This is a genomic window from Ruegeria sp. BI11, assembly GCF_056538005.1.
Genome location: NZ_JBQFSM010000009.1, coordinates 174,184 through 197,586, shown reverse-complemented (window position 1 = coordinate 197,586; position 23,403 = coordinate 174,184). Strand labels below are relative to the sequence as shown.

Here is a 23,403-nt window from a genome sequence, read left to right as displayed (position 1 = left end):
ACAACGCATACGGTGACCGAAACCTCGTCTGCACATGCCCTCCAATGGACGCATACCAAGAAGCAGCTGAGTAAAAGGAACACCCCCCGCCGAACATTTCGGCGGGGTTTTTCGCCAATAGGAAACCTGTGTTCCAAATTGCGCACCCTTCCTGTGTCGTTTTCTGCAGATGAACGGTCTTTTTGCTTGCTGCACCTGCAAAGGCCCCATACCTCTGTGCGTGGGACACCCCTCCCCAACGAGGGGCGTGTATCTGGAAGGGTAATACACATGACAATCGAACAACCGGCAACGCGGCCGGCCAATCCGCGTTTTTCTTCGGGCCCCTGTGCCAAACCCCCCACATTTGATCTGACCAAACTGGCCGATGCGTCGCTGGGTCGGTCTCACCGTGCGGCTGTCGGCAAAGACAAGCTGAAGGCGGCCATCGACGGCACGCGTGAGGTGCTGGGCATTCCGGCAGATTACAAAATCGGCATCGTTCCCGCCTCGGACACCGGCGCGGTTGAAATGGCGCTGTGGTCGCTTCTGGGCGAACGCAAGGTCGAGATGCTGGCGTGGGAGAGCTTTGGCGCGGGCTGGGTGACCGATGTGGTCAAACAGCTGAAAATTGATGCCGAAGTGAAAACTGCTGATTACGGGCAGATCGCTGATTTGGCGACTGTCGATTTTGCTAATGATGTTGTGTTTACGTGGAACGGCACCACCTCGGGCGTGCGGGTTCCCAATGGCGACTGGATAGCGGATGACCGTCAGGGCCTGACGATTTGCGACGCGACTAGCGCAGCTTTTGCGATGGACCTGCCTTGGGACAAGCTGGATGTCACCACCTTCAGTTGGCAAAAAGTGCTGGGTGGAGAGGCCGCGCACGGCATGCTGATCCTGTCGCCCCGCGCAGTGGAACGGCTGGAGAGCTATACCCCTGCGTGGCCGCTGCCGAAGATTTTCCGCCTGACCAAAGGGCGTAAGCTGATCGACGGTATCTTTACTGGTGCGACGATCAACACACCGTCGATGCTGGCTGTCGAAGATTACCTGTTCGCGCTGGATTGGGCGCGCTCGGTTGGTGGTCTGCAGGGTTTGATCGCCCGGGCTGATGCCAATGCCGGTGCGGTGCATACATTTTGCGCACAGAATAACTGGATCGCCAACCTGGCCGAGGATGCGGCGACGCGGTCGAACACTTCGGTTTGCCTGAAGTTCACCGATGACCGCATTCAAGATGGCGCAGCATTCGCCAAAGCTGTGGCGAAACGGCTGGAGGCCGAGAATATCGCGCTGGATATCGGTGCCTATCGCGACGCCCCGGCGGGCTTGCGCATCTGGTGCGGCGGCACGGTTGAGACCTCGGATATCGAAGCGATGCTGCCCTGGCTGGCCTGGGCCTTTGAGGCCGAGATTGCGGCGCAGACAGAAGCTGCCTGACCTTTTCCACCGGGCCGCGACAGGCCCGGACCTTCCATACAATTCAAGGACCAGAAATATGGCTCCCAAAGTACTCGTATCCGACAAGCTCAGCGAAACGGCTGTTCAGATTTTCCGCGACCGTGGCATCGACGTGGATTTCATGCCCGATCTGGGCAAGGACAAAGACAAGCTAGCCGAAGTGATTGGCCAATATGACGGCCTTGCCATCCGTTCGGCCACCAAGGTCACGCCGACCCTGCTGGAGAGGGCCGAGAACCTGAAAGTGATCGGTCGCGCTGGCATCGGCACGGACAATGTCGATAAGGAAGCAGCCTCGAAAAAAGGTGTGATCGTGATGAACACGCCGTTTGGCAACATGATCACAACAGCCGAACACGCGATTGCTATGATGTTCGCTGTCGCGCGGCAAATCCCCGAGGCCAGCACCTCGACCCATGCGGGCAAGTGGGAAAAGTCGAAATTCATGGGGATCGAGCTTACCAACAAGACCCTCGGCGTCATTGGCGCGGGCAATATTGGCGGTATCGTCTGCGAACGCGCCTTGGGCCTGAAGATGAAGGTCATCGCCTATGATCCCTATCTGGGCGAAGAGAAAGCCGCCAAGATGGGCGTCGAAAAGGTCGAACTGGACGAACTGCTGTCGCGAGCCGATTTCATCACTCTGCACGTGCCGCTGACCGATCAAACCCGCAACATCCTGAGCCGCGAGAATCTGGCCAAGACCAAGAAAGGCGTGCGCATAGTCAACTGTGCCCGCGGTGGTCTGGTGGACGAAGTCGCGCTGGCCGAGATGCTGCAATCCGGTCACATCGCCGGTGCCGCCTTTGACGTGTTCAGTGAGGAACCCGCAAAGGACAATCCGCTGTTCAACCTGCCCAACGTTGTTTGCACGCCCCATTTGGGTGCGGCCACAACCGAAGCGCAGGAAAACGTGGCGTTGCAGGTGGCCGAGCAGATCTCGAATTACTTGCTGACCGGCGCCGTGGAAAACGCGCTGAACATGCCCAGCGTCACCGCCGAAGAGGCCAAGATCATGGGCCCATGGATCAAGCTGGCCGGTCATTTGGGCAGCTTCATCGGCCAGATGACGGATGAGCCGATCAAGGCAATCAACATCCTCTATGACGGTGTTGCGTCCAAGATGAACTTGGCGGCGCTGAATTGCTCGGTCGTTGCGGGGATCATGAAAAAGTTTAACCCCGAGGTGAACATGGTCTCGGCCCCGGTCGTCGCCAAAGAACGCGGGATTCAAATTTCGACCACCAATCAGGACAAGTCCGGTGCGTTCGAAGGCTATATCAAGGTGACCGTGGTAACCGAAAAGCGTGAACGCTCGATCGGGGGCACGGTATTCAGCGACGGCAAGCCGCGTTTCATTCAGATCAAGGGTATCAATATCGAGGCCGAGGTGGGGGCGCATATGCTCTACACCACCAACGAGGATGTGCCGGGCATCATTGGTGCGCTGGGTCAGACCATGGGTGAAAATGACGTCAACATCGCCAACTTTACCCTCGGCCGGTCCAAGGCCGGGGGCGAGGCCATCGCGTTGCTGTACGTGGACGAGCCGGTTCCGGCTGAGGCGCGTGCGAAGCTGGCAGAAACCGGTCTGTTCACGCAGATCAAGCCGCTAGAGTTTGACGTTGCTTAAGTTGCGGCACTGACAGTGTAACCCATCTGATGCCCGCGCGAATAAAAGCGCGGGCATTGTCTTTTGCACGGCTTCGTTTTGCGCCACAAGGTAGGCAAACCGGCCACCGAGGACACGCCATGACAAATCCGATTTACGCCGTCGGCGACTTGCATGGGCAGGTTGCGGAATTTGAACGCGCTTTGTCGCTGATCGAACACGATGGCGGGCCAAACGCACGGACCGTGTTTCTGGGCGATTACATTGACCGCGGTCCCGACAGTCGGGGCCTGATAGAGCGGCTTATCGAAGGCCGCGACGCAGGGCGGGACTGGATCATGCTACTGGGGAACCACGACCGGATGTTCGCATGGTTTCTTGAGGATACTCCGCGGCATGATCCACATTTGCTGGTAGGCTATCACTGGTTGCATGAACGCCTGGGTGGGGTGGAAACTCTGCGCAGTTATGGCGTTGAGGTCGAAGAGGGAATACGGCTGGAAGATTTGCACCGGACGGCGCTGTCGGCGGTGCCGCTGTCGCACAGAACCTTCCTGCGTGATCTGGTGTTGATGCATCAGACGCCCGAACTGGCTTTTGTGCACGCAGGAATTCGACCCGGTGTCTCACTGAACGAGCAGAACGCGAATGATCTGGTTTGGATTCGGCAGTTGTTTCACAACCATTCCGGCCAGCATCCGAAACTGATCGTCCATGGCCATACTCCGGTGGATCGTGCCACGCATTACGGGAATCGTATCAATCTGGACACGGGTGCCGGCTATGGTCGCGCAGCAGGCGTGGCTGTTTTTGAAGGCCGTCAATGTTGGTTGCTGACCGAATCCGGACGTGTTCCGTTAGAGCCTAAGCCTGTGTGAATAGGTCCTTGTAGTCCTCGCGCAGGACATTCTTCTGCACTTTACCCATCGTGTTGCGGGGCAGTTCGTCCAGCACAATCAGTTTGCGTGGATGTTTGAATCGGGCCAGCGTGTTCTGCACGTTGGACAGGATAGCCTCCGGGTCCGGTGTCTGCCCCGGTTCGGCGACCAGAATTCCCAGCACGGTCTCGCCAAAGTCCGGGTGCGGGACGCCAATCACGGCGCTTTCCAGAACACCGGGCTGGTCGTCCAGCACCAGTTCGACCTCTTTGGGGTAAATGTTGTACCCACCTGAGATGATCAAGTCGTTGCCTCGCCCGACGATGTGGACATAGCCATCTTCATCCACGCGCCCCAGATCGCCGGTGATGAAAAAGCCATCTTCGCGCAGTTCGGCGGCGGTTTTCTCGGGCATTTGCCAATAGCCCTGAAAGACGTTCGGGCCGCGCACTTCGAGCATACCGATCTCGCCCGGCGGCAGGTCCGCGCCGGTTTCGGGGTCGGTCACCTTCAACTCGATGTCGGGTAGGGGGAAACCCACCGTGCCCGCTCGACGTTCTCCGTCATAGGGGTTTGAGGTGGTCATGTTGGTCTCGGTCATGCCGTAACGTTCAAGGATACGGTGGCCGGTGCGGGCCTCGAACCGTTCATGGGTTTCGGTCAACATTGGCGCCGAACCCGAAGTGAACAACCGCATGTGTCGGGTTAAATCCCCGGTGAACCGGTCATGGTCCAGCAGGCGGGTGTAGAAGGTCGGAACCCCCATCATAGAGGTGGCCTGAGGCATCAGCCGCAACAATTCCTCAACGTCGAACTTGGGCAAAAAGATCATCGACCCACCCGAAGCCAGCACCACGTTCGTGGCGACGAACAGCCCATGCGTGTGAAAGATCGGCAATGCATGCAGAAGCACGTCATCCACCGTGAACCGCCATTCCTGCACCAGCATCTCGGCATTTGACAGCAGGTTGCCCTGCGTCAGCATCGCCCCCTTCGACCGCCCCGTGGTGCCCGAGGTGTAAAGGAACGCGGCCAGATCATCCTCGTCGCGGCGGACCGGTTCAAACGCGGGTAACATCCCCAGCGCCCGTCGCATCAGGCTGCCCGACCCGTCGGCGTTCAGCGTCTCTAACCGGGCGTCCTGGGCGGCGGCGATGGGGGCCAGCCCCTCTTCCTTTGCGGCGTCACAGACAACCAGCTTTGCGCCACTGTTTTCGATGAAATATTGCAGTTCAGTTGTGGTGTAGCCGGTGTTTAGCGGCAAAAAGATCAGCCCGGTTTGCACGCAAGCCGCGTAGAGCGCCAGCGCTTGGGGTGATTTCTCCACTTGCACGGCCACCCGTTCACCTGGCTCAAGCTCGTACCCAGACAGGGCATTGGCGATTTGCGAGGACATGTCCAGAAAATTGGCATGCGTCACGGTTTGATCGTCCGGAAGATGAAGGAACGGGGTGTGTTTGCCCGCGTGGATGCCAAACAGCCGGTCGTACAGCGGGTTGCCCATTTCATCTTTCCTTTGCGCCTGCTCGATCCGGAGTGAATCTGTAACGGATTGATTTGGGGGTAAAGAGAAATTCGGATGAGCCTCAGAATTGCGTGGTCATGCGATACCCGGCGGCAAAGAACATCTTGGCGAATGTCACCGGCTGACCTTGCAACCAGGTAATCCGCTCACCGGTAAAGACCGGCTCTCCTTCGGGGACGTCCAGAAACCCGGCGATTGTCGCATCGGCGCGGCTAGCCAGAAAGCTAAGCTCGACATTGGTGAAGGGCAGGGTCTGGATCAGCCATTCATTCGGTCCGATCTGCGAGAAATCCGCCTGTTCCACCTGCGGGACCGAGGCCGTGACGATCCAGCGATCCTCATACTGAAACGGCGTGTTGCCGTTGAAATGCATACAGCGCACATGCATCACGTTTTGCCCCGGTGACAGGGCCAGACGGGCGCTTAGCCATTCAGGAGCAGTCTCTAACTTGGACGATACCAGCGCATATCGGTAAGTGCCGCCCATCGCCTCGACTTCGTCCCGGACCATGGGGATGGAGAACCGGGCCTGCCGTTGCGGTGCGCTCAGCACCCGTGTGCCGGCCTTGCGGCGGCGTTCCAAATACCCTTCCTCCGCCAGTTCCCGCAGGGCCCGGTTGACCGTAGTACGGGTGCAGGAAAACTCGACCGCCAGATCCTGTTCGTTGGGCAGCAGAGAGTCGGGTTGCCATTCGCCTGACCGGATGCGGGACAGAACGGTTTTCTTGATGTCTTTGTAGCTCGTGGTGTCGCTGGACTGGCGCATGATGACCGCTCCTTTAGACCGAGGCCAGCAAGCCTGCAATCGCGGATCTATAAGTGGGAATGATCTGATCACGCGCAACATGGCGGCCCTGTTTCACCATATGCCGCCCGGCGGACCACAAGTCAGTTACCAGTCCATCGGGGGCGGCAAAGCACAGCCCATCCAGCAATTGATCGTCCGTCAAGGCGCAGAGCGTCGGGTGGGTCCGGTCAATTGCCACCAGATCAGCCAGCTTACCCTCGGCGATCTCACCAGCATTACGACCAAGGGCCTGCGCGCCGCCTCGTGCCGCGCCGGTGTAAAGCGCATGCCCGACCGAGCCCTCGCCCGGCACCAGAACTGCGCGTTGTTGGTCGCGCAGACGCTGGGAGTATTCCAAGGTCCGCAATTCCTCGACCAGGGAAATCCGAATATTAGAGTCTGATCCAACGCCAAACTGCCCGTTTTCCGCGACATAGGATAGGCCGTTGAATATGCCGTCGCCCAGATTGGCCTCGGTGATCGGGCACAGACCGGCCACGGCACCGGACCGGGCTAGCGCTTGGGTTTCGGCATCGGTCATATGGGTGGCGTGGATCAGACACCACCGTTCGTTCACGTCTGCATTGTCCAGCAACCAGGCCACGGGGCGTTGTCCCAATGCGGCCTGCACATCAGTAACTTCCTGTTTCTGTTCGGCGATGTGGATATGCACAGGGCCGTCAGGTGTGGCCTGCAGTACCTCGCACAGATCGGCGGGCGATGTCGCACGCAATGAATGCGGCGCTACCCCCAATAAAGAGTCTGTATAGGGAAGGGTGGTGCGGCAATCTTCCACCAATTTCAGAAACCGGGACACATCATTGCTGAACCGTAGCTGCCCGCCAGACAGCGGTTCTTGCGCGACGCCACCATAGGTGTAAAGCACCGGCAAATGCGTCAGGCCAATCCCCGTCTGTTGTGCCGCGCTAAAGATGCGCTGGCTCAATTCTGACAGCTGGGCATAGGGTGTGCCGCCGGGTTGGTGGTGGACATAGTGGAACTCACCGACCGAGGCATACCCGGCCTCCTGCATCTCCATAAATACCAGTGCGGCGATGGCTTCGATCTGCTCGGGCGTCAAACGGTCCAGAAAGCGATACATCAGGTTGCGCCATGTCCAGAAGCTCTCGCGCCCGGCCATGCGGGTTTCTGTCATGCCGGCCATGGCCCGTTGAAAGGCGTGGCTGTGCAGGTTTGCCAAAGCGGGCAACAAGACATCTACGCGCGTGTCATTGGGCGATGCCGGTGCCTGAGTCTGTACCCGGCTGATACGTCCGTGGTCGATTTCAACCCGTACATCCTGCATCCATTCAGAGCCTATCAAGGCAGTTTTGGCAAAAACCGGCATTTGACTTCCATAATGTGTAGACTTCATACTTTTACACATATACATAAAAATCAAACAAGAGGGGAGCCGAAAAGAATCGCCATGACCAGAAAAGCGGTCTTACTCAGCGCCGGGATGGCCACGATGTCAGAAGGGGGCACGCCCTATGGGATGTGTCAGGATGCAGCAATTGCCATTGACGGGGCCAAGATCGTCTGGGTTGGACAGCAACAGGCCCTACCGCAAGAATATGCCGATTGGCCGGTTGAAGATTTTGGTGCGCGCCTAATAACTCCTGCGCTGATCGATGCGCATACTCACGTGGTGTTTGGCGGCAATCGCGCAGCCGAGTTCGAAATGAGACTGAACGGAGCCTCGTACGAAGACATAGCCCGTGCTGGAGGCGGTATCCTGTCCACGGTCAACGCCACACGTTCCGCCAGTGAAGAAACGCTTTTGTCGGACGCACTGCCCCGCGTGGACGCCCTGATCGCCGAAGGTGTTTGCACTATCGAGGTCAAGTCGGGTTACGGACTAGACACCCAGACCGAGCTGAAGATGTTGCGTGTCGCCCGCCGGATCGGAGAAGCTCGCCCCATTCGGATCAAAACCAGCTTTCTGGGCGCACATGCGGTGCCGCCGGATTATGCCGAACGTCCAGATAACTATATCCGCGAGGTCTGCATACCAACCCTGCGCACAGCACATGCTGAGGGTCTGGTGGACGCGGTTGATGGGTTCTGTGAGGGTATTGCCTTTACGCCTGCGCAAATCGCGCAGGTTTTCGATGTGGCGCAGGATCTGGGCTTGCCAGTGAAACTGCATGCCGAGCAGTTGTCCAATTTGGGTGGGTCGCAACTGGCGGCTTCGTATGGGGCTTTGTCGGCGGACCATATCGAATATCTGGATGCTGATGGCGTGTCGGCCATGGCTGAGGCGGGAACCACTGCGGTACTGCTACCGGGCGCGTTTTATACGTTGCGCGAGACGCAGGTGCCGCCTGTTGAATTGCTGCGTCAGCATCGAGTGCCGATCGCATTGGCGACTGATTGCAATCCCGGTTCCTCGCCACTGACCTCGTTGCTTCTGACCATGAATATGGGCTGCACACTGTTTCGGCTGACACCCGAAGAGGCGCTGGCTGGCGTCACCCGCAACGCCGCGCGTGCGTTGGGGATCAAGGATGTAGGCACCCTCGCACCGGGGCAGAGGGCGGATCTGGCGGTCTGGGATGTCACGCACCCGGCTGAGCTGGCTTATCGCGTTGGCTTCAACCCACTGCATAAACGTCTTTTCGGAGGGATCGAATGACGTCTCTGACTTTGCAGCCCGGTCAGGTTTCTTTGGCGCAACTGGCCGAGATCTATTGGGACCAAACGGCTGTTACACTGGATTCAGCCTGCAAGTCTGGTGTGGATGCGGCGGCCCAGCGTATTCAGACTGCGGCTCAAGGCAATGACCCTGTCTATGGGGTCAATACTGGTTTTGGCAAATTGGCCAGTCTCAAGATCGCACCGCAGGACACCTCGACTCTGCAGCGCAACCTGATCCTCAGCCATTGTTGCGGTGTTGGCCCCGCCATACCGCGGCGGCTGACACGGTTGATGATGACACTCAAGCTGTTGTCCTTTGGACGAGGGGCTTCGGGTGTGCGCTGGGAGTTGATCGAGCTGTTGCAGCAGATGCTGGCCCGAGGCGTTACGCCAGTGATCCCGGCGCAGGGTTCCGTCGGTGCGTCAGGCGATTTGGCACCGCTGGCTCATATGACGGCGGTGGTTATTGGCGCTGGTGAAGCCGAAGTAAACGGCACTGTCCTGTCGGGCATCGAAGCGCTAAAATCAGTCGATTTAGAGCCTATTCAATTAGGTCCAAAGGAAGGATTGGCCTTTATAAACGGCACGCAGTTCTCAACTGCTTTTGCTTTGGCCGGGTTGTTCGAGGCCTGGCGCGCGGCGCAAAATTCGCTGGTTGTCTCGGCGCTGTCCACTGATGCGATTATGGGGTCCACTGCGCCTCTGCGACCCGAAATTCACACTTTGCGCGGCCATCGAGGGCAAACCGAGGCCGCAGGTGCCATGCGCGCCGTGTTGGACGGGTCGGAAATTCGGGAAAGTCATCGCGAAGGCGACACCCGTGTTCAGGACCCCTATTGCATCCGTTGCCAACCTCAGGTCACAGGCGCGGCGATGGATGTCATACGGCAGGCCGCCGCTACGCTTGAGGTAGAGGCCAACGCAGCCACTGATAATCCGCTGGTTCTGGCAGATGGGATTGTCTCGGGCGGTAATTTCCATGCTGAACCAGTAGGGTTTGCGGCCGACATGATCGCTCTGGCCGTGTCCGAGATCGGTGCCATCGCACAGCGCCGTATTGCTTTGATGGTGGATCCGACGCTCAGTTTTGATCTGCCGCCCTTCCTGACCCCGAATCCGGGGCTGAACTCGGGCCTGATGATCGCCGAGGTTACCACGGCAGCGTTGATGAGCGAGAACAAGCACCTCGCAAATCCCTGCGTCACCGACAGCACGCCCACCTCGGCCAACCAGGAGGATCACGTGTCCATGGCGGCTCATGGCGCGCGGCGGCTGACACGCATGGTTGAGAATCTGAATTACATTCTGGGCGTCGAATTGCTCTGCGCCGCGCAGGGAGTGGAGTTTCGTGCGCCACTGGTCACCAGTGGCCCGTTGCAGAAGGTCATCACCCGGTTGCGGGCTGACATCCAGGCCCTGACAGAAGATCGCTATTTGGCACTCGAGTTGGAGGCTGCGAAGCAACTGGTTGCCGGGGGGGCGATCCTGCACGCTGTGGGCGTCCCAATGCCAGAGGTAACGTGATGCAAATAGTCAGTGTGCAGCACGGGAGTGGCCCCGTCGTGCTGGGGCAACCCCATGGCGGGACCTTTGTGCCAGATGATATCGCAGCGCGCCTCAATGAGAACGGGCGTGCGTTGGCGGATACAGATTGGCACATAAACAGGCTCTATGACCGGCTTTTGAGCGATGTGACGGTGGTTCAGTCACATGTCCATCGCTATGCTATCGATGCCAATCGTGATCCCGAAGGCGTTTCGCTTTACCCGGGACAGAACACGACAACTCTTGTGCCGTTGACCGATTTCGATGGGCAGCCAATCTGGCGCAGCGGGCAGGAGCCGTCCAAGGATGAGATCGCTCAAAGACGCGAAACCTTTCATGCGCCCTATCACGCCGCACTAGCCGAAGAGCTGGAGCGCGTGCGGGTAAAGCATGGTGTGGCGGTTCTGTTCGATTGCCACTCGATCCGCAGCCGCATTCCGTTTCTGTTCGATGGCACCTTGCCTGACATGAATATCGGGACGGATGGTGGCGTAACCTGTGCGTTAGAAATAGAGTCTATTGCGCATGAATTTGCCGCGTCATCGCCCTACAGCACCGTTTTGAACGGGCGGTTCCGGGGTGGCTGGACAACCCGTCACTACGGTCGGCCAGACGACGGCCTGCACGCCATTCAGATGGAACTGTCGCAATCCGCATATCTGACGACCGAAGCCGCCCCATGGAGCTATGACACAGCCAAGGCCGACCGCTTGCGCCGTTGGCTGCGCGATATTTTGGAAGCCATCCAAGACACTGCATTGGAGACGACGCCATGACCGACCCTCGCAAGAACACGCGCGATATCTATCCGCCGATAGGAACCGAGCTGAACGCCAAAAGCTGGCTAACCGAGGCTCCGCTGCGGATGTTGATGAACAACCTGCATCCGGATGTGGCGGAAAACCCGCATGAACTGGTTGTCTATGGCGGCATTGGTCGCGCCGCGCGCACGTGGACGGATTTCGACACTATTGTGGATGGTTTGAAGGATCTGGAAGACGACGAAACACTGATCGTTCAATCCGGCAAGCCGGTCGCCATCATCCGCACGCATAAAGACGCGCCGCGGGTGCTGATCGCCAATTCCAACCTTGTTCCCCATTGGGCGACCTGGGATCACTTCAATGAGCTCGATAGGAAGGGTCTGATGATGTACGGCCAGATGACGGCCGGTTCGTGGATCTATATCGGCACGCAGGGCATCGTTCAGGGCACTTACGAAACCTTCGCCGAGGCAGGCCGTCAACACTATGACGGTGATCTGACGGGCAAGTGGATCCTGACCGGCGGTCTGGGCGGCATGGGTGGCGCGCAGCCGCTGGCTGCCGTTTTTGCCGGTGCCTGCTGTTTGGCCGTTGAATGCAACCCGGACAGCATCGATTTCCGTTTGCGCACCAAGTACCTCGACGAAAAGGCCGAGACGCTGGACGAAGCGTTGCAGATGATCGACCGCTGGACCAAAGCGGGCGAGGCGAAATCTGTGGGCCTATTGGGCAACGCGGCTGAGGTGTTCCCCGAGATTTACCGCCGCATGGCTGCGGGCGGTATGCGCCCCGATATCGTCACCGATCAGACCAGTGCGCATGATCCGATCAATGGCTACTTGCCAATAGGGTGGTCGATGGCACAGTGGCGAGAAAAGCGCGAAACAGATCCTAAATCGGTCGAAAAAGCCGCTCGAGTATCGATGAAGCAGCACGTGGCCGCGATGGTTGATTTCTGGAACGCGGGCGTGCCGACGCTGGATTACGGTAACAACATCCGGCAGGTTGCGCAGGATGAAGGGCTGGAGAACGCGTTTGCATTCCCCGGTTTCGTACCAGCCTATATCCGTCCGCTGTTCTGCAAGGGTATCGGTCCGTTCCGGTGGTGTGCTTTGTCGGGCGACCCCGAGGATATCTACAAGACCGACGCCAAGATGAAGGAGTTGTTTCCCGAGAACGAGCACTTGCACCGCTGGCTCGACATGGCGCAAGAACGGATCGCGTTTCAGGGCCTGCCGGCACGGATTTGCTGGATCGGGTTGGGCGACCGCCACCGCGCCGGCTTGGCGTTCAACGAGATGGTCGCCAATGGCGAGTTGAAAGCACCGGTTGTGATCGGTCGGGACCATCTTGATTCGGGTTCGGTCGCCAGCCCAAACCGTGAAACCGAGGCGATGCTGGACGGATCCGATGCTGTCAGTGACTGGCCGTTGCTGAATGCGCTGATCAACACCGCCAGCGGCGCGACCTGGGTGTCGCTGCATCATGGTGGCGGGGTTGGCATGGGGTTCTCTCAGCATGCAGGCGTGGTGATTTGCGCCGATGGAACCGAGGATGCCGCCAGACGGTTGGAGCGGGTGTTGTGGAATGATCCGGCCTCGGGCGTGTGGCGGCACGCGGATGCGGGGTATGACATCGCAAAGGACTGTGCCCGCGCCCACGGGCTGCGGTTGCCCGCCATTCTGGGGTAAACACATCAACTGTCTCTGGTGAATTGACAGCCCCTGCGTTATGCGCAGGGGAGCCTGCAGGAGACTGAAGATGTACGTAGCCACTCTGTTGACCAACCCGAACACGCCAAAGCTCGAGCAGGCTCTGGTTGAGGCGCTGTGCAATGCATGGGGCGGTGGTGATGTGGTGTGGCTCAGCGAAGATGAGGCCGCGCAATTCACGTTTCCCGAGTTGCCTGACAATCAGTGGGACGTTTGGGCCGAGCTGCAGCTGTTAGAGGTCGACCTGATCGTGCAGCCGTTCGGGAAACGCCGCAAGCTGATGCTGCTGGCCGATATGGACAGCACCATGATTCAGCAGGAATGCATTGACGAACTGGCCGATGAGGCAGGCGTAGGTGATCGGGTCAAGGACATCACCGCGCGGGCCATGAATGGTGAGTTGGATTTCGAAGGGGCGCTAATCGAACGGGTCGGTCTGCTGAAAGGTATGGATGAGGCGGTTATCGACAAGGTTCTGGACGAACGCATCACTTTGATGCCGGGCGGCAAGGAACTGGTTGCGACGATGCGGCTGAACGGGGGCTATGCGGCGCTGGTGTCGGGTGGGTTTACGGCCTTCACCGCCAAAGTGGCCGAACTGCTGGGCTTTGATGAAAACCGCGCCAATACGCTGTTGGCCGAAGACGGCAAGCTGACAGGCGATGTGCAGCGCCCAATTTTGGGTAAACAAGCCAAGGTGGATGCGCTGGCGCAAATTACCAAGCGGTTAGGCCTGTCGGAAGCGGATGTGATCGCCGTTGGCGACGGCGCCAATGACTTGGGCATGCTCAGCAGGGCCGGAACCGGCGTGGCGCTGCATGCCAAACCTTCTGTCGCCGCAAAATGCGATATCCGGATCAACTACGGGGATCTGACCGCGCTGCTGTACCTGCAGGGCTATTCCCGCGCGGCCTTTACTGAGGTCTGAGCTCAAGGGGCTTCCCTTTATTTAACAATAATGTTAAACAGTGGTCATGAACACACTTCTGACCGCATTTTCAGCTTTGTCCGATGCCACCCGTTTCTCGATTGTCGAGCAGTTGATGCAGGACGGAGAGCTACCCGCCGGTGACCTGATCGAAGGGCGCGGCATGTCCGGGGCTGCGATCTCGCGCCATCTGAAGGTGCTGCGCGCCGCCGGGCTGGTGCAGCAACGGGTGCAGGGCAGTCAACGCATGTATTCCATCCAGCCCGAGGGGCTGCGGACCATCGCGGAATGGACCATCTCGAAACGGCAATTCTGGGAAAGCAGCCTCGACCGTTTGAGCGATTTGATTGAAAGGGAAAATTCATGGCCGACCTGAAACTGGAACGCGCGTTCCCCACATCCCAGGAAAACCTGTTCGCCTGGATCAGCGATGGCGCAAAGCTGTTGCAATGGTGGGGGCCCGAGGGGATGCATGTACCCGAGCATGATCTGGATTTCTCGCACCCTGGGCCGTGGTATTCGGTCATGGTGAATGCCGAGGGGCAGCGATACAAAGTGTCCGGCCAAGTTACCCATGTCGACCCGCCGAATTCAGTAGGCTTCACCTGGGGCTGGCATGATGACCAGGATAAGCGTGGTGCGGAAAGCCACGTGACGCTGACCGTCTCTGCGACGGAAACCGGTGCGAAGCTGGTTCTTGATCATCGCGAACTGGCCGATGCTGAGGTCGCGGAGAACCATAACCAAGGCTGGACCTCGTCGTTGCGCAAGCTGGAAGCCCAGTTTTAAGATTTTCATCAGGGAGGAAGAGAAATGCCTCAATTCTTGTTTGTTTATCATGGTGGTCACACCCCGACCGACCCCGCCGAAATCGAAGCAACCATGGCCGCTTGGGGCGCATGGTTCCAGAATATGGGCGACGCGCTGGACATCCCCGGAAATCCGGTGGGCCAGTCCTATACGGTCAGCAACAGCGGCGTTGTCGACAACGGCGGTGCAAACCCGGCCTCAGGCTTCACCGTCATCAAGGCCGACAGCATCGACGCCGCCACCGAGATGGCCAAGGGCTGCCCCATGGTCGTCAACGGATCAGGTTCGGTCGAAGTGGCCGAGATACACCCAATCGAGATGTGACGCCTTAGCCGGGGAAACTAGGCGCAGGCTTGATGATGCCGCATTCCAGTCCGCGACGGCTGTACTGAATGGCGTTCATGAATTTGCGGGTGGCCGGGTGCTCGGCCTCCAGCACACCCAGATAGACCAGAATGGATGCGATGGCGCATTCGGCGGCGCGGGTGGTGCCGTCGGTGATCTTCAACGCCACGCCCATGCGTTTTTCCGGAATGATGGCAATGAAAACGGCCTCGGCCCCGGTCTTGATCGCGGCACGGCCCTCCATGGCGCGCATCAGCTCGGTGCAGGCGCGACTTTCGCCAGCGACCAGTTCGGGGTGCTTGATCATTGCGGCGGTCAATTGCTGGGCCGCGTCGCTGGCTCGGTCCGACCGGTCAGCGGCTGACGCAAACCAAGCCATCGACCGTGCCAGCCCCACCAGTGAGGTGGCAAAGTTGGGGGCTGAACAGCCGTCGATCCCATAGGCTGGGCTGGTCTCACCGGTTGTTTCCTCAATGGCTGACAAGCAGGCTTGCTGCACGGGGTGGTCGATTTCCAGATATTCCGGTCCCGCTCCCATATGCTGGGTCACGGTCAAGAACCCGCAATGCTTGCCCGAGCAGTTGTTGTGAATCTGGCAAGGCGTGTCATCGGCCAGAATCAACCCGTCGCGCGCAGCCATGTCCTGTGGTTCCTGTGGGCCGCAGCGCAGATCGAGCTCGGACAGGCCCAAATGTTCCAGCCATGCTGTCACGCGGTCAGTATGAATATGCGCCCCGTTATGCGAGGCACAGGCCAGCGCCAGATGTTCACTGTTCAGCCCGTATTTCGCTGCGGCGCCCGATGTGATTAGCGGCAGCCCCTGGATCATCTTGGCCGAGGACCGGGGGTAAATCACCGCATTCGGATCCCCCCAACTGTGCACAATCTGCCCACTGTCATCGCAGATCACCGCATGGCCCAGATGCAGGCTTTCCAGCAAGGGCCCACGCCATAGTTCTGTCATTGGTACCGGCTGCGTCATCTGGCCCCTCCGTAATATGCGCAAAATTCTGCCAATCGCCCTTTCGCCTGTGGCGAAACCTGCGTTAGTGTGTGTATGTCGACAATCATCGGAATACGCAACTTACAGACGAACCGGCAGAGTTCGCAGCTATGTCCGATGGGTATGAGGTAATAGGTCGAGCTAGGAGGCTGGACAGATGGGATCGAAACTCGTCCATGTAATCGCGGGCCTGTGCCTCGCAGGGATGGCCACAACCGCAACCGCTCAGCAGGCGTCAAGCACAAACCGCGTGGCAGCCAAGACGGATTGGAGCGTGTTCGTCGAAGACGATCCCACGGAATGCTGGAGCGTGTCCGCCCCCAAAGAAACCGTCAACACGCGCGGTGGCCGGGTGGTCTCTGTCCGCCGCAGCGATATTCTGCTGTTCGTGTTCTACCGCCCCAATGCCGAGGTGAAGGGGCAGGTGACCTTTACCGGCGGATATCCTTTTGCCGCAGGCTCGACAGTCAATCTTGAGATCGACGGAACCGAGTTCGAGTTGATCACCGAAGGTGAATGGGCCTGGCCCGCAACCGAAGGCGAAGACCTCAAGGTGGTCGCAGCGATGAAACGCGGCACCGAGGCCGTGCTGACCGCCCGGTCTGAGCGTGGGACGCAAACCAAAGACACCTTCTCGCTGCTGGGCTTTACGGCTGCGATCGAAGACGCCGAGAAACGCTGCACGAACCAATAGGTATTTGCAGACACACAAAGCCCCGTCATAAGGCGGGGTTTTCTTTTTCTTTGCAAAGCGTCGACTTTACGCGACGTCTGTCCGCACATTTGATCCGCATCAAGGCGTGCTCCTGATTTCTCTGAACTAATCAGTTCAGTAGATCGAAAGGAGCTTGCGAATGCTGAATAAGTCCATTGTCGCGTTGATGATGACAGCTGCCGTGTTGTTAAGCGCGTGTGAAAAAGACACCAATACCTACCCCGTGTCCGGTGAACAGTGCGGGCCAGAGGATCCGGTGAAAACTCTGGACGCAGCAGATTGTGATATCCTGCCTGCGGGTGTCTGAAGAGGTTGACGAATAACGTTGATTTCGGTCGCATCGGCGTTGGCGGTGCGGCCGACTTGCATTTGGGACGCGGTTCCGCGCGTGCTACTGTCGGCTGGCAGGAAGCCTCTGACAGGAACGGATTATGCGTTACGTATTGACTACATTGTTATTTTCATCTGCGGCACTGGCAGACCCCACACTGGAATGTGCCGACGCCAGTTCTCAAGTGGAAATCGGGGCCTGCGTCGGCGAAATGGAGGAGCGGGTCAATCTGGCGCTAGAGGCGAGCTACGGATTTGCCGTGCAAGCCGCCAAAGAGTTGGACGAAGTCACCGGGCGCGTGGTGGCTCAGCCCGCCTTGGAGGCTGCGCAATCCGCCTGGGAAGGATATCGGGACGCACAATGCGAGGCCATTGGTGCCTCTTATGGCGGTGGATCCGGAACAGGCATCGCAATCACCGCGTGCCGGGTCGATTTAGGGCGTGCCCGTGTGGACGAGTTGCTGCGCTTTGCGAATTGATTGATACGATTCCTTTTGATCTTTGCGTGTGTTCCTATATAGAGGCGCATCCCAAGCCAGAATTCGTTGAGATAGCCACATGTCGCCCAAAGCGCCGATCACTCAAGACGTCATGACCATCCCCCGCAAATTGCCCGAGGGGAAAATTAACCTTGTCGGCCTGACTCGCGACCAGCTGCGCAAGGTGCTGATCGAAAATGGCACGCCGGAAAAGCAGGCCAAGATGCGCACCGGACAGATCTGGCAGTGGATCTATCAATGGGGTGTGCGTGACTTTGCCGAGATGACCAACCTCGCCAAAGCTTATCGCGCGCAACTGGCCGAGACTTTCGTGATCGAAATCCCCGAGGTCGTGACGCGTCAGGTCTCCGAGGACGGCACCCGCAAGTATCTGTGCCGCATCGCGGGCGGGCACGAGGTCGAGGTGGTTTATATCCCTGAAGAGGATCGCGGCACGCTGTGTATTTCGTCTCAGGTGGGCTGCACATTGACCTGTTCCTTCTGCCACACCGGCACGCAAAAACTGGTCCGTAACCTGACCGCTGCCGAGATCGTCGGTCAGGTCATGATGGCACGCGACGATCTTGAAGAATGGCCGACCCCCGGCGCGCCCAAGGATGAAACCCGCCTGCTTTCCAACATCGTGCTGATGGGCATGGGTGAGCCGCTGTATAATTTTGATAACGTCCGTGATGCGATGAAGATCGCCATGGACCCCGAGGGGATATCCCTGTCACGCCGCCGGATCACTCTGTCGACCTCGGGCGTGGTGCCCGAAATTGCGCGCACCGCCGAAGAAATTGGCTGCCTGCTGGCGATTTCGTTTCACGCGACCACGGATGAAACCCGCGATGTGCTGGTGCCGATCAACAAGCGTTGGAATATCGAAGAACTACTGCAGGCTCTGGCGAGCTATCCCAAGGCCTCGAATTCTGAGCGGATCACCTTTGAATATGTGATGCTGGATGGTGTGAATGACCGTGACGAGGACGCGCATCGTCTGATCGACCATATCAAGCGTCACAACATCCCGGCCAAGATCAACCTGATCCCATTCAACGAGTGGCCGGGCGCACCGTATAAACGCAGCTCGAACAATCGTATCCGGGCTTTTGCGAATATCATCTATCAGGCGGGCTATGCCTCACCGATACGCAAAACGCGGGGCGAGGATATCATGGCGGCCTGCGGCCAGCTGAAATCAGCCACTGAACGCGCCCGCAAATCGCGCAAACAGATCGAGGCCGAAGCCGGGATGCAAAGCTGAAACTTGCAATTGTCGCCAGAGGGTCGACAATAAATAAATTTCTGGCTTGCTGTTCTTTGCATGCAGAATTTGGTATGTTTGAGGCGTCGGGGCTGGATCAGCGCATGTCACTCTTGCGCACAAAGCGGTGAAAGCCGTGGTCTGGCCGTGGCGCGTTTGTTCAGGGCCGCTATCTTATTTCAAACATGATACGCGGCGTTCAGGCGAACCTTTTGAACCAGGTGGGCCATCCTTATGTTGTTACGATTAATACAAGTGTTTTCAATTTCACTAACAGTGCTGTCATTTGCGGGATTTTCCGCGACTGACGGGTATGCGCAATCAACCGCTGAGGACGCGCATATTGCCATCGAGAATCCGGCAGAACTGTCCAAGGAAGAGGCGTCGCGCATCTATGACTCCCTACAGCGGCGCATGGCGCGGGGATATGGCGCGGCACAGCTGGATTTGCTGATGAACTACCAGAACTGGCCGTTGTTCAATGATGCACCTTATATTTCGGCCACCCATGGTCAGCGGTATGTGAACAGCTATGCCAATCGCATGGCGCATAACTACGGAACGCTGGCCGAGGGGGAAAAGCTACCCAAAGGCTCAGTGCTCGCCAAAGACAGCGTGACTGTCACGGATGAAGGTAATATCCATCCCGGCGCTTTGTTCGTGATGGAGAAGCTGGCCGAAGGCGAAAGCCCGGAGACGGGCGACTGGCGCTATATCATGGTGATGCCGGACGGGTCTCTGTTTGGTGATACGATGGGCGCGCGCGCGAATGCGGTCGCCTATTGCCATGATTGTCACGAGGCGGTGGCCGACCGGGATTACACCTTTTTCGTGCCGGAAGAATACGTCGTCGGCAACTGATCAGCTGCGTTTGAAGCGGGCGGCTCCGATCACCTCGATCAAGGTCTGACGCACCGGTTCGGGCTGGGCCTCGACCGCGTTCAGTACCTCGCGCAGTTCCGCGCGCAGGCCGTGCATCTGGTCGATCAGCGAAATCATCATCGACAGCGCGTCGGGCTCCATCTCGTATTGCTCATGCAACTCGCAGGCCAGTTCCAGACGGGCAACGTCGAGGCTGTGATAGACCAGCCCCTGATCGGTTTGTTCGGGAATCACGATCTCGGCGGCCAGATACTCGGTCAACCGGGTTGAGGTCAGACGGGTGACGGCTCCGATCAGCTGCTCTTCGGTCAGGGTGCGGGTCATGACGGCATTCCTTTGCGCGGATCATAGCTGTGGCTCTTGCGCCAAGTCTCCATAAATTGCTTCAGTTCTTCGTCGATCTGATCTGGCATCGCGACTGTTAGTTCGATCAACTGATCTCCGCGCTCGGATGATCCGCGTTTCTTGATCCCTTTGCCGCGCAGGCGCAGGGTCTTGCCACTGCTGGTACCCGCCGGGACGCTGACATTGACACCGCCGTCGATGGTGGGTGCAGGGACCTTGCCGCCCAGAATGGCCTCGTCAATCGTGATCGGCAGCGTGATGTGAATGTCGTCACCCTGACGATCGAAAACCGGGTGTTTGGCAACCGAGACGGTCACCAGCGCATCGCCCGGCGGCCCGTCGCCAAAGCCCGGATCACCCTTGCCGCGCAGGCGGATTGTCTGACCGTCTGTTATGCCAGCCGGAATTTTGACCTCGATCCGGTCACCATCGGGCAGGGTCAGCTTTTGGCTGGCTCCAAATACTGCATCCAGAAAACTGATCTGCAGGCTGTAGCCGCGATTGTGCCCCGGCGCGTGGAATTCTTGGGTGCGTTGACCGTATCCACCACGGCCGCGCATGAATTCGGCAAAGATGTCCGACATGTCATCAGGGTCTGCCGACCGTCCGCGGTAGGGGTTCCCGGCGGCCTCGGCATAGTCGCGGTAATATTGCTGCTGCGGGCGTTCCTGACCCGAGGCGTCAATTTCACCATTATCGAACTGCGCCCGCTTTTCGGGATCTTTCAGCAGGTCATAGGCGGCAGCGGCGGCCTTGAATTTGGCTTCGGCTTCGGCATCACCGGGTTTTAGGTCCGGGTGACATTCCTTGGCGATGCGCCGATAGGCCTTTTTGATCTCGGCGGCGCTGGCGTCTTTGGCGACACCAAGGGCAGAATAGGGATCGTCGCTCATCTCACCTCTCGCGGGTCGGTCTGAACAGGATGGGTTTTATCATGCGATTTCAATGACCCAAAAGGAAGAGGCTTTTGAAACCGCTCGCAAATCCCTGCGGGTCTGTTAACATATGCATGTTTTGAATTGTTTTCTGACGGAGACCCCAATGACGCGCAGAATCAAATCCGCCTTGGCCCTGCTGGCCGGCAATGCCATAGGGTTACTACTGGCGACACTGTTGCTGTCGGGGTTTGCGATCAAGCCGATCTCGTTCATCGTTGTGGTGATCGTCTTTACGCTGGTGCAGGTGGTGGCCGAGCCGCTGATCCTGAAGCTGGGTGAGAAAAAAGCACCCTCGCTGAAAGGTGGTATCGCGCTGATCGTGACCTTTGTGGGCCTACTGATAACCGATCTGGTCACTGCCGGTCTGACGGTTGGAGGTATCTCGAACCTGTTGGCGGCCACGCTGCTGGTCTGGCTGGGGGCGTTGATCGCCAGCATTGTGCTGCCGATCTACGTGTTCACTGAACTGCGCGAGCCTAAGAAGTAATCACAGCGCGTTCAGGCTGGTTTCAACCGCCTGCCACAGTTCTTCGACCGGTTCACAGCCGACAGACATGCGGATAAAGGCGGGGTCGACATCGTCGCCCCACCGTGCGCGGCGTTCGGCGGAACTATGGACGCCACCGAAGGATGTGGCCGGGCGCAGCATCGGGCAGGCGTTGATAAAAGTTTCGGCCTTTTCTTCCGAATCCAGCGTGATCGACAACAGGAACCCGAACCGCGCCGTCTGTGCCGTGGCCAGCGCATGCGATGGGTCGCCCGGCAGGCCGGGATAGCGGATTTGCTTGACCGCTGGGTGGTCGGCCAACCGTTCGGCCAGCACTTGCGCCGAGGAACACATGCGATCAAAACGCACGTCCAGCGTTTCCAGACCGCGATGCAGCAGCCACGCCTCATGCGGGCCGGGGATCGCGCCTGAAACGCGCCTCCATTCTTCGACCCGTTCCATGATCTGCGTGTTGCGGCTGGTCACGTGGCCCATCAGCAGATCGGAGTGCCCGGCCATAGCCTTGGTATCCGAGGACACAACCACGTCGATACCCATACCCAGTGGCCGCTGGCCCAGCGGTGTCAGGGTCGTATTGTCGGCAATCGTAATCCCGCCTGCCGCGCGTACCGCAGCTGCGATGGCGGGCAGGTCCAGCATGTCCAACCCGGGGTTCGAGGGGCTTTCGACAAACACCACATCAAAGCCGTCAAACCCGCCCTCGGTAAAGGTGGTCGTCGGGCGTTCGATGACCGTTACACCCAGCCCGGACAGAAACTGATCAGCCAGCACCCGCGTGACGTAATAGCCATCCGACGGGATCAACAGCCGCGAGCCCGCCTTCAGGGTCGCAAACAATGCTGCCGAGATCGCCCCCATGCCGGACGGAAATGTCAGGCAGGGCGCATCCTCAAGATGGGCCAGCACATTTTCCAGATGCTCCCATGTAGGGTTGTCGACGCGGCCGTATGTGGGCAGCCCATCCGTCACGCCCGGCAGATGATACATGCTGCTTTGGGTCAGCGGTAGGGTTACAGGCTCACCCGCGTTCAAGGCATTGCCGCGCAGGTGCAGCATCTCTCCGGTCTTCGGGGCCATGGCTTAGCGCCCCGGAATTTCGTCGCGGGGCGGGGCGGGCTCCCAGTTCTCGATGATCTCGACTGCCTCTTGCGCGGTGTCGACGAAACGGAACAAGTCCAGATCTTCGTCCGAGATAGTGCCAGCATCGGCCAGTGCCTCCCAGTTGATGACCTTTTCCCAGAACTCGCGACCAAACAGCAGGAAGGGCACGCGCTCCATCCGGCCGGTCTGGATCAGGGTCAGGGATTCGAACAGCTCATCCATCGTTCCGAACCCGCCGGGAAAGATGGTGATGGCGCGGGCGCGCATCAGGAAATGCATCTTGCGGATGGCAAAATAGTGGAAGTTGAAGCTCAGCTCGGGGGTCACGTATTCGTTCGGTGCCTGTTCGTGCGGCAGCACGATGTTAAGGCCGATGGAACAGCCGCCCGCATCCTGTGCACCACGGTTTCCCGCCTCCATCACGCCAGGGCCACCGCCGGTGACGATCACGTTTTCACGGCATCCGGTTTCGTTTGATTTCTCGGTCATCAGCCGGGCGAATTCGCGGGCCTCGTCGTAATATTCCGACAGGTTGGCCAGCGTCTGGGTCCGGGCGGTGTGTTTCTGCGACGGCTCGGGAATCCGCGCACCGCCGAACATGACGATGGTCGAGGTGATCTCGCGCTCGGTCATGAGCATCTCGGGTTTCAGCAGTTCCAGCTGCAGGCGCACCGGGCGCAGCTCATCCCGGCACAGGAAATCGTCATCGGCAAAGGCAAGGCGATACGCGGGTGAGCGGGTTTGCGGCGTGTCCGGCACCTCGCTCGCGGTTGAGCGGTCGGTCTGCGCGTCGCGGAAAGGGCTGAGGCGGTCTTCTCTCATGGATAAGTGTTCCCTGCTTGC

General features: G+C 58.8%; 25 protein-coding genes. 17 read left to right on the top strand and 8 right to left on the bottom strand.

Translation table 11 applies throughout. From position 1 onward, the window contains the following. The first annotated feature begins 270 nt into the window (after positions 1–270). From ACR0DT_RS18635 to ACR0DT_RS18625, 3 genes are all read left to right on the top strand, one after another. Positions 271–1,425: a phosphoserine transaminase gene (locus ACR0DT_RS18635; protein ID WP_480712191.1), complete on the top strand. Its 1,155-nt coding sequence runs from the start codon at positions 271–273 to the stop codon at positions 1,423–1,425. A 58-nt stretch (positions 1,426–1,483) separates the two neighbouring features. After that, positions 1,484–3,079, top strand: coding sequence for a phosphoglycerate dehydrogenase (gene serA / locus ACR0DT_RS18630; protein ID WP_480712190.1), 1,596 nt, complete (start codon positions 1,484–1,486; stop codon positions 3,077–3,079). A gap of 119 nt (positions 3,080–3,198) precedes the next feature. Continuing rightward, entirely contained in the window at positions 3,199–3,936 is a 738-nt protein-coding gene (locus ACR0DT_RS18625; RefSeq protein ID WP_480712189.1) for a metallophosphoesterase, read from the top strand. Here ACR0DT_RS18625 and ACR0DT_RS18620 read toward each other — a convergent pair. The 3 genes from ACR0DT_RS18620 to ACR0DT_RS18610 form a co-directional block, all read right to left on the bottom strand. Further along, the gene (locus ACR0DT_RS18620; RefSeq protein WP_480712188.1) at positions 3,923–5,440 is read right to left on the bottom strand and encodes a malonate--CoA ligase; all 1,518 of its coding nucleotides are present in this window, start codon (positions 5,438–5,440) and stop codon (positions 3,923–3,925) included. The genes ACR0DT_RS18625 and ACR0DT_RS18620 overlap by 14 nt on opposite strands. Before the next feature lie 82 nt (positions 5,441–5,522). Beyond that, positions 5,523–6,227 carry a GntR family transcriptional regulator gene (locus tag ACR0DT_RS18615; protein ID WP_480712187.1) on the bottom strand — a complete coding sequence of 235 codons (705 nt, stop codon included), beginning with the start codon at positions 6,225–6,227 and terminating at the stop codon, positions 5,523–5,525. Between the two features lie 13 nt (positions 6,228–6,240). Continuing rightward, the gene (locus tag ACR0DT_RS18610) at positions 6,241–7,596 is read right to left on the bottom strand and encodes a formimidoylglutamate deiminase (protein WP_480712186.1); all 1,356 of its coding nucleotides are present in this window, start codon (positions 7,594–7,596) and stop codon (positions 6,241–6,243) included. An 81-nt stretch (positions 7,597–7,677) separates the two neighbouring features. Here ACR0DT_RS18610 and hutI point away from each other — a divergent pair, with 81 nt between their 5' ends. The 8 genes from hutI to ACR0DT_RS18570 all read left to right on the top strand — a co-directional run bounded on the left by hutI (position 7,678) and on the right by ACR0DT_RS18570 (position 14,971). Further along, positions 7,678–8,886, top strand: a complete 1,209-nt coding sequence (hutI, locus tag ACR0DT_RS18605) for an imidazolonepropionase (RefSeq protein WP_480712185.1) — start codon at positions 7,678–7,680, stop codon at positions 8,884–8,886. Next, a complete protein-coding gene (hutH, locus tag ACR0DT_RS18600) occupies positions 8,883–10,412 on the top strand; it encodes a histidine ammonia-lyase (protein ID WP_480712184.1) in 1,530 nt (509 codons plus the stop codon). The genes hutI and hutH overlap by 4 nt, the downstream gene beginning before the upstream one ends. Further along, complete coding sequence (gene hutG, locus ACR0DT_RS18595; RefSeq protein ID WP_480712183.1) at positions 10,412–11,209, top strand: N-formylglutamate deformylase; 798 nt, start codon at positions 10,412–10,414, stop codon at positions 11,207–11,209. The genes hutH and hutG overlap by 1 nt, the downstream gene beginning before the upstream one ends. Next, positions 11,206–12,888: a urocanate hydratase gene (gene hutU, locus ACR0DT_RS18590; protein WP_480712182.1), complete on the top strand. Its 1,683-nt coding sequence runs from the start codon at positions 11,206–11,208 to the stop codon at positions 12,886–12,888. Before hutG ends, hutU begins: the two co-directional genes overlap by 4 nt. Positions 12,889–12,958: 70 nt before the next feature. Then, positions 12,959–13,837: a phosphoserine phosphatase SerB gene (gene serB / locus ACR0DT_RS18585; protein WP_480712181.1), complete on the top strand. Its 879-nt coding sequence runs from the start codon at positions 12,959–12,961 to the stop codon at positions 13,835–13,837. Between the two features lie 46 nt (positions 13,838–13,883). Then, the gene (locus ACR0DT_RS18580; protein ID WP_480712180.1) at positions 13,884–14,213 is read left to right on the top strand and encodes an ArsR/SmtB family transcription factor; all 330 of its coding nucleotides are present in this window, start codon (positions 13,884–13,886) and stop codon (positions 14,211–14,213) included. Further along, positions 14,201–14,626 (top strand): SRPBCC family protein, encoded by a 426-nt coding sequence (locus ACR0DT_RS18575; protein ID WP_480712179.1) that lies wholly within the window; start codon positions 14,201–14,203, stop codon positions 14,624–14,626. The genes ACR0DT_RS18580 and ACR0DT_RS18575 overlap by 13 nt, the downstream gene beginning before the upstream one ends. A gap of 24 nt (positions 14,627–14,650) precedes the next feature. Beyond that, positions 14,651–14,971, top strand: coding sequence for a YciI family protein (locus tag ACR0DT_RS18570; protein WP_480712178.1), 321 nt, complete (start codon positions 14,651–14,653; stop codon positions 14,969–14,971). A 4-nt stretch (positions 14,972–14,975) separates the two neighbouring features. On the opposite strand, the gene ACR0DT_RS18565 is transcribed toward ACR0DT_RS18570, so the two are convergent. After that, entirely contained in the window at positions 14,976–15,974 is a 999-nt protein-coding gene (locus ACR0DT_RS18565; RefSeq protein WP_480712177.1) for an asparaginase, read from the bottom strand. 178 nt (positions 15,975–16,152) lie between these two features. On the opposite strand from ACR0DT_RS18565, the gene ACR0DT_RS18560 reads away from it, so the two are divergent. The 5 genes from ACR0DT_RS18560 to ACR0DT_RS18540 all read left to right on the top strand — a co-directional run bounded on the left by ACR0DT_RS18560 (position 16,153) and on the right by ACR0DT_RS18540 (position 19,647). Continuing rightward, complete coding sequence (locus ACR0DT_RS18560; RefSeq protein WP_480712176.1) at positions 16,153–16,689, top strand: invasion associated locus B family protein; 537 nt, start codon at positions 16,153–16,155, stop codon at positions 16,687–16,689. Between the two features lie 160 nt (positions 16,690–16,849). Then, positions 16,850–17,017, top strand: a complete 168-nt coding sequence (locus ACR0DT_RS18555; RefSeq protein ID WP_480712175.1) for a hypothetical protein — start codon at positions 16,850–16,852, stop codon at positions 17,015–17,017. A gap of 124 nt (positions 17,018–17,141) precedes the next feature. Beyond that, complete coding sequence (locus ACR0DT_RS18550; RefSeq protein ID WP_480712174.1) at positions 17,142–17,519, top strand: lysozyme inhibitor LprI family protein; 378 nt, start codon at positions 17,142–17,144, stop codon at positions 17,517–17,519. Positions 17,520–17,598: 79 nt separating this feature from the next. After that, a complete protein-coding gene (gene rlmN, locus ACR0DT_RS18545) occupies positions 17,599–18,786 on the top strand; it encodes a dual-specificity RNA methyltransferase RlmN (RefSeq protein ID WP_480712173.1) in 1,188 nt (395 codons plus the stop codon). A 255-nt stretch (positions 18,787–19,041) separates the two neighbouring features. Continuing rightward, positions 19,042–19,647 carry a cytochrome P460 family protein gene (locus ACR0DT_RS18540; RefSeq protein WP_480712172.1) on the top strand — a complete coding sequence of 202 codons (606 nt, stop codon included), beginning with the start codon at positions 19,042–19,044 and terminating at the stop codon, positions 19,645–19,647. Here ACR0DT_RS18540 and ACR0DT_RS18535 read toward each other — a convergent pair whose 3' ends face one another. Both ACR0DT_RS18535 and ACR0DT_RS18530 read right to left on the bottom strand, forming a co-directional pair. Continuing rightward, on the bottom strand, positions 19,648–19,992 hold the full coding sequence (locus tag ACR0DT_RS18535) for a hypothetical protein (protein WP_480712171.1): 345 nt from the start codon (positions 19,990–19,992) through the stop codon (positions 19,648–19,650). Further along, entirely contained in the window at positions 19,989–20,906 is a 918-nt protein-coding gene (locus ACR0DT_RS18530) for a DnaJ C-terminal domain-containing protein (protein WP_480712170.1), read from the bottom strand. Before ACR0DT_RS18530 ends, ACR0DT_RS18535 begins: the two co-directional genes overlap by 4 nt. A gap of 148 nt (positions 20,907–21,054) precedes the next feature. Between ACR0DT_RS18530 and ACR0DT_RS18525 the strand changes: the two genes are divergently transcribed. After that, complete coding sequence (locus ACR0DT_RS18525) at positions 21,055–21,438, top strand: hypothetical protein (RefSeq protein WP_480712169.1); 384 nt, start codon at positions 21,055–21,057, stop codon at positions 21,436–21,438. Here ACR0DT_RS18525 and ACR0DT_RS18520 read toward each other — a convergent pair whose 3' ends face one another. Together ACR0DT_RS18520 and ACR0DT_RS18515 are read right to left on the bottom strand one after the other, a co-directional pair. Continuing rightward, on the bottom strand, positions 21,439–22,536 hold the full coding sequence (locus ACR0DT_RS18520) for a cystathionine gamma-lyase (RefSeq protein WP_480712168.1): 1,098 nt from the start codon (positions 22,534–22,536) through the stop codon (positions 21,439–21,441). It abuts the gene before it with no gap. A gap of 3 nt (positions 22,537–22,539) precedes the next feature. After that, entirely contained in the window at positions 22,540–23,382 is an 843-nt protein-coding gene (locus ACR0DT_RS18515) for an LOG family protein (protein ID WP_170351106.1), read from the bottom strand. Between the last annotated feature and the right edge of the window lie 21 nt (positions 23,383–23,403).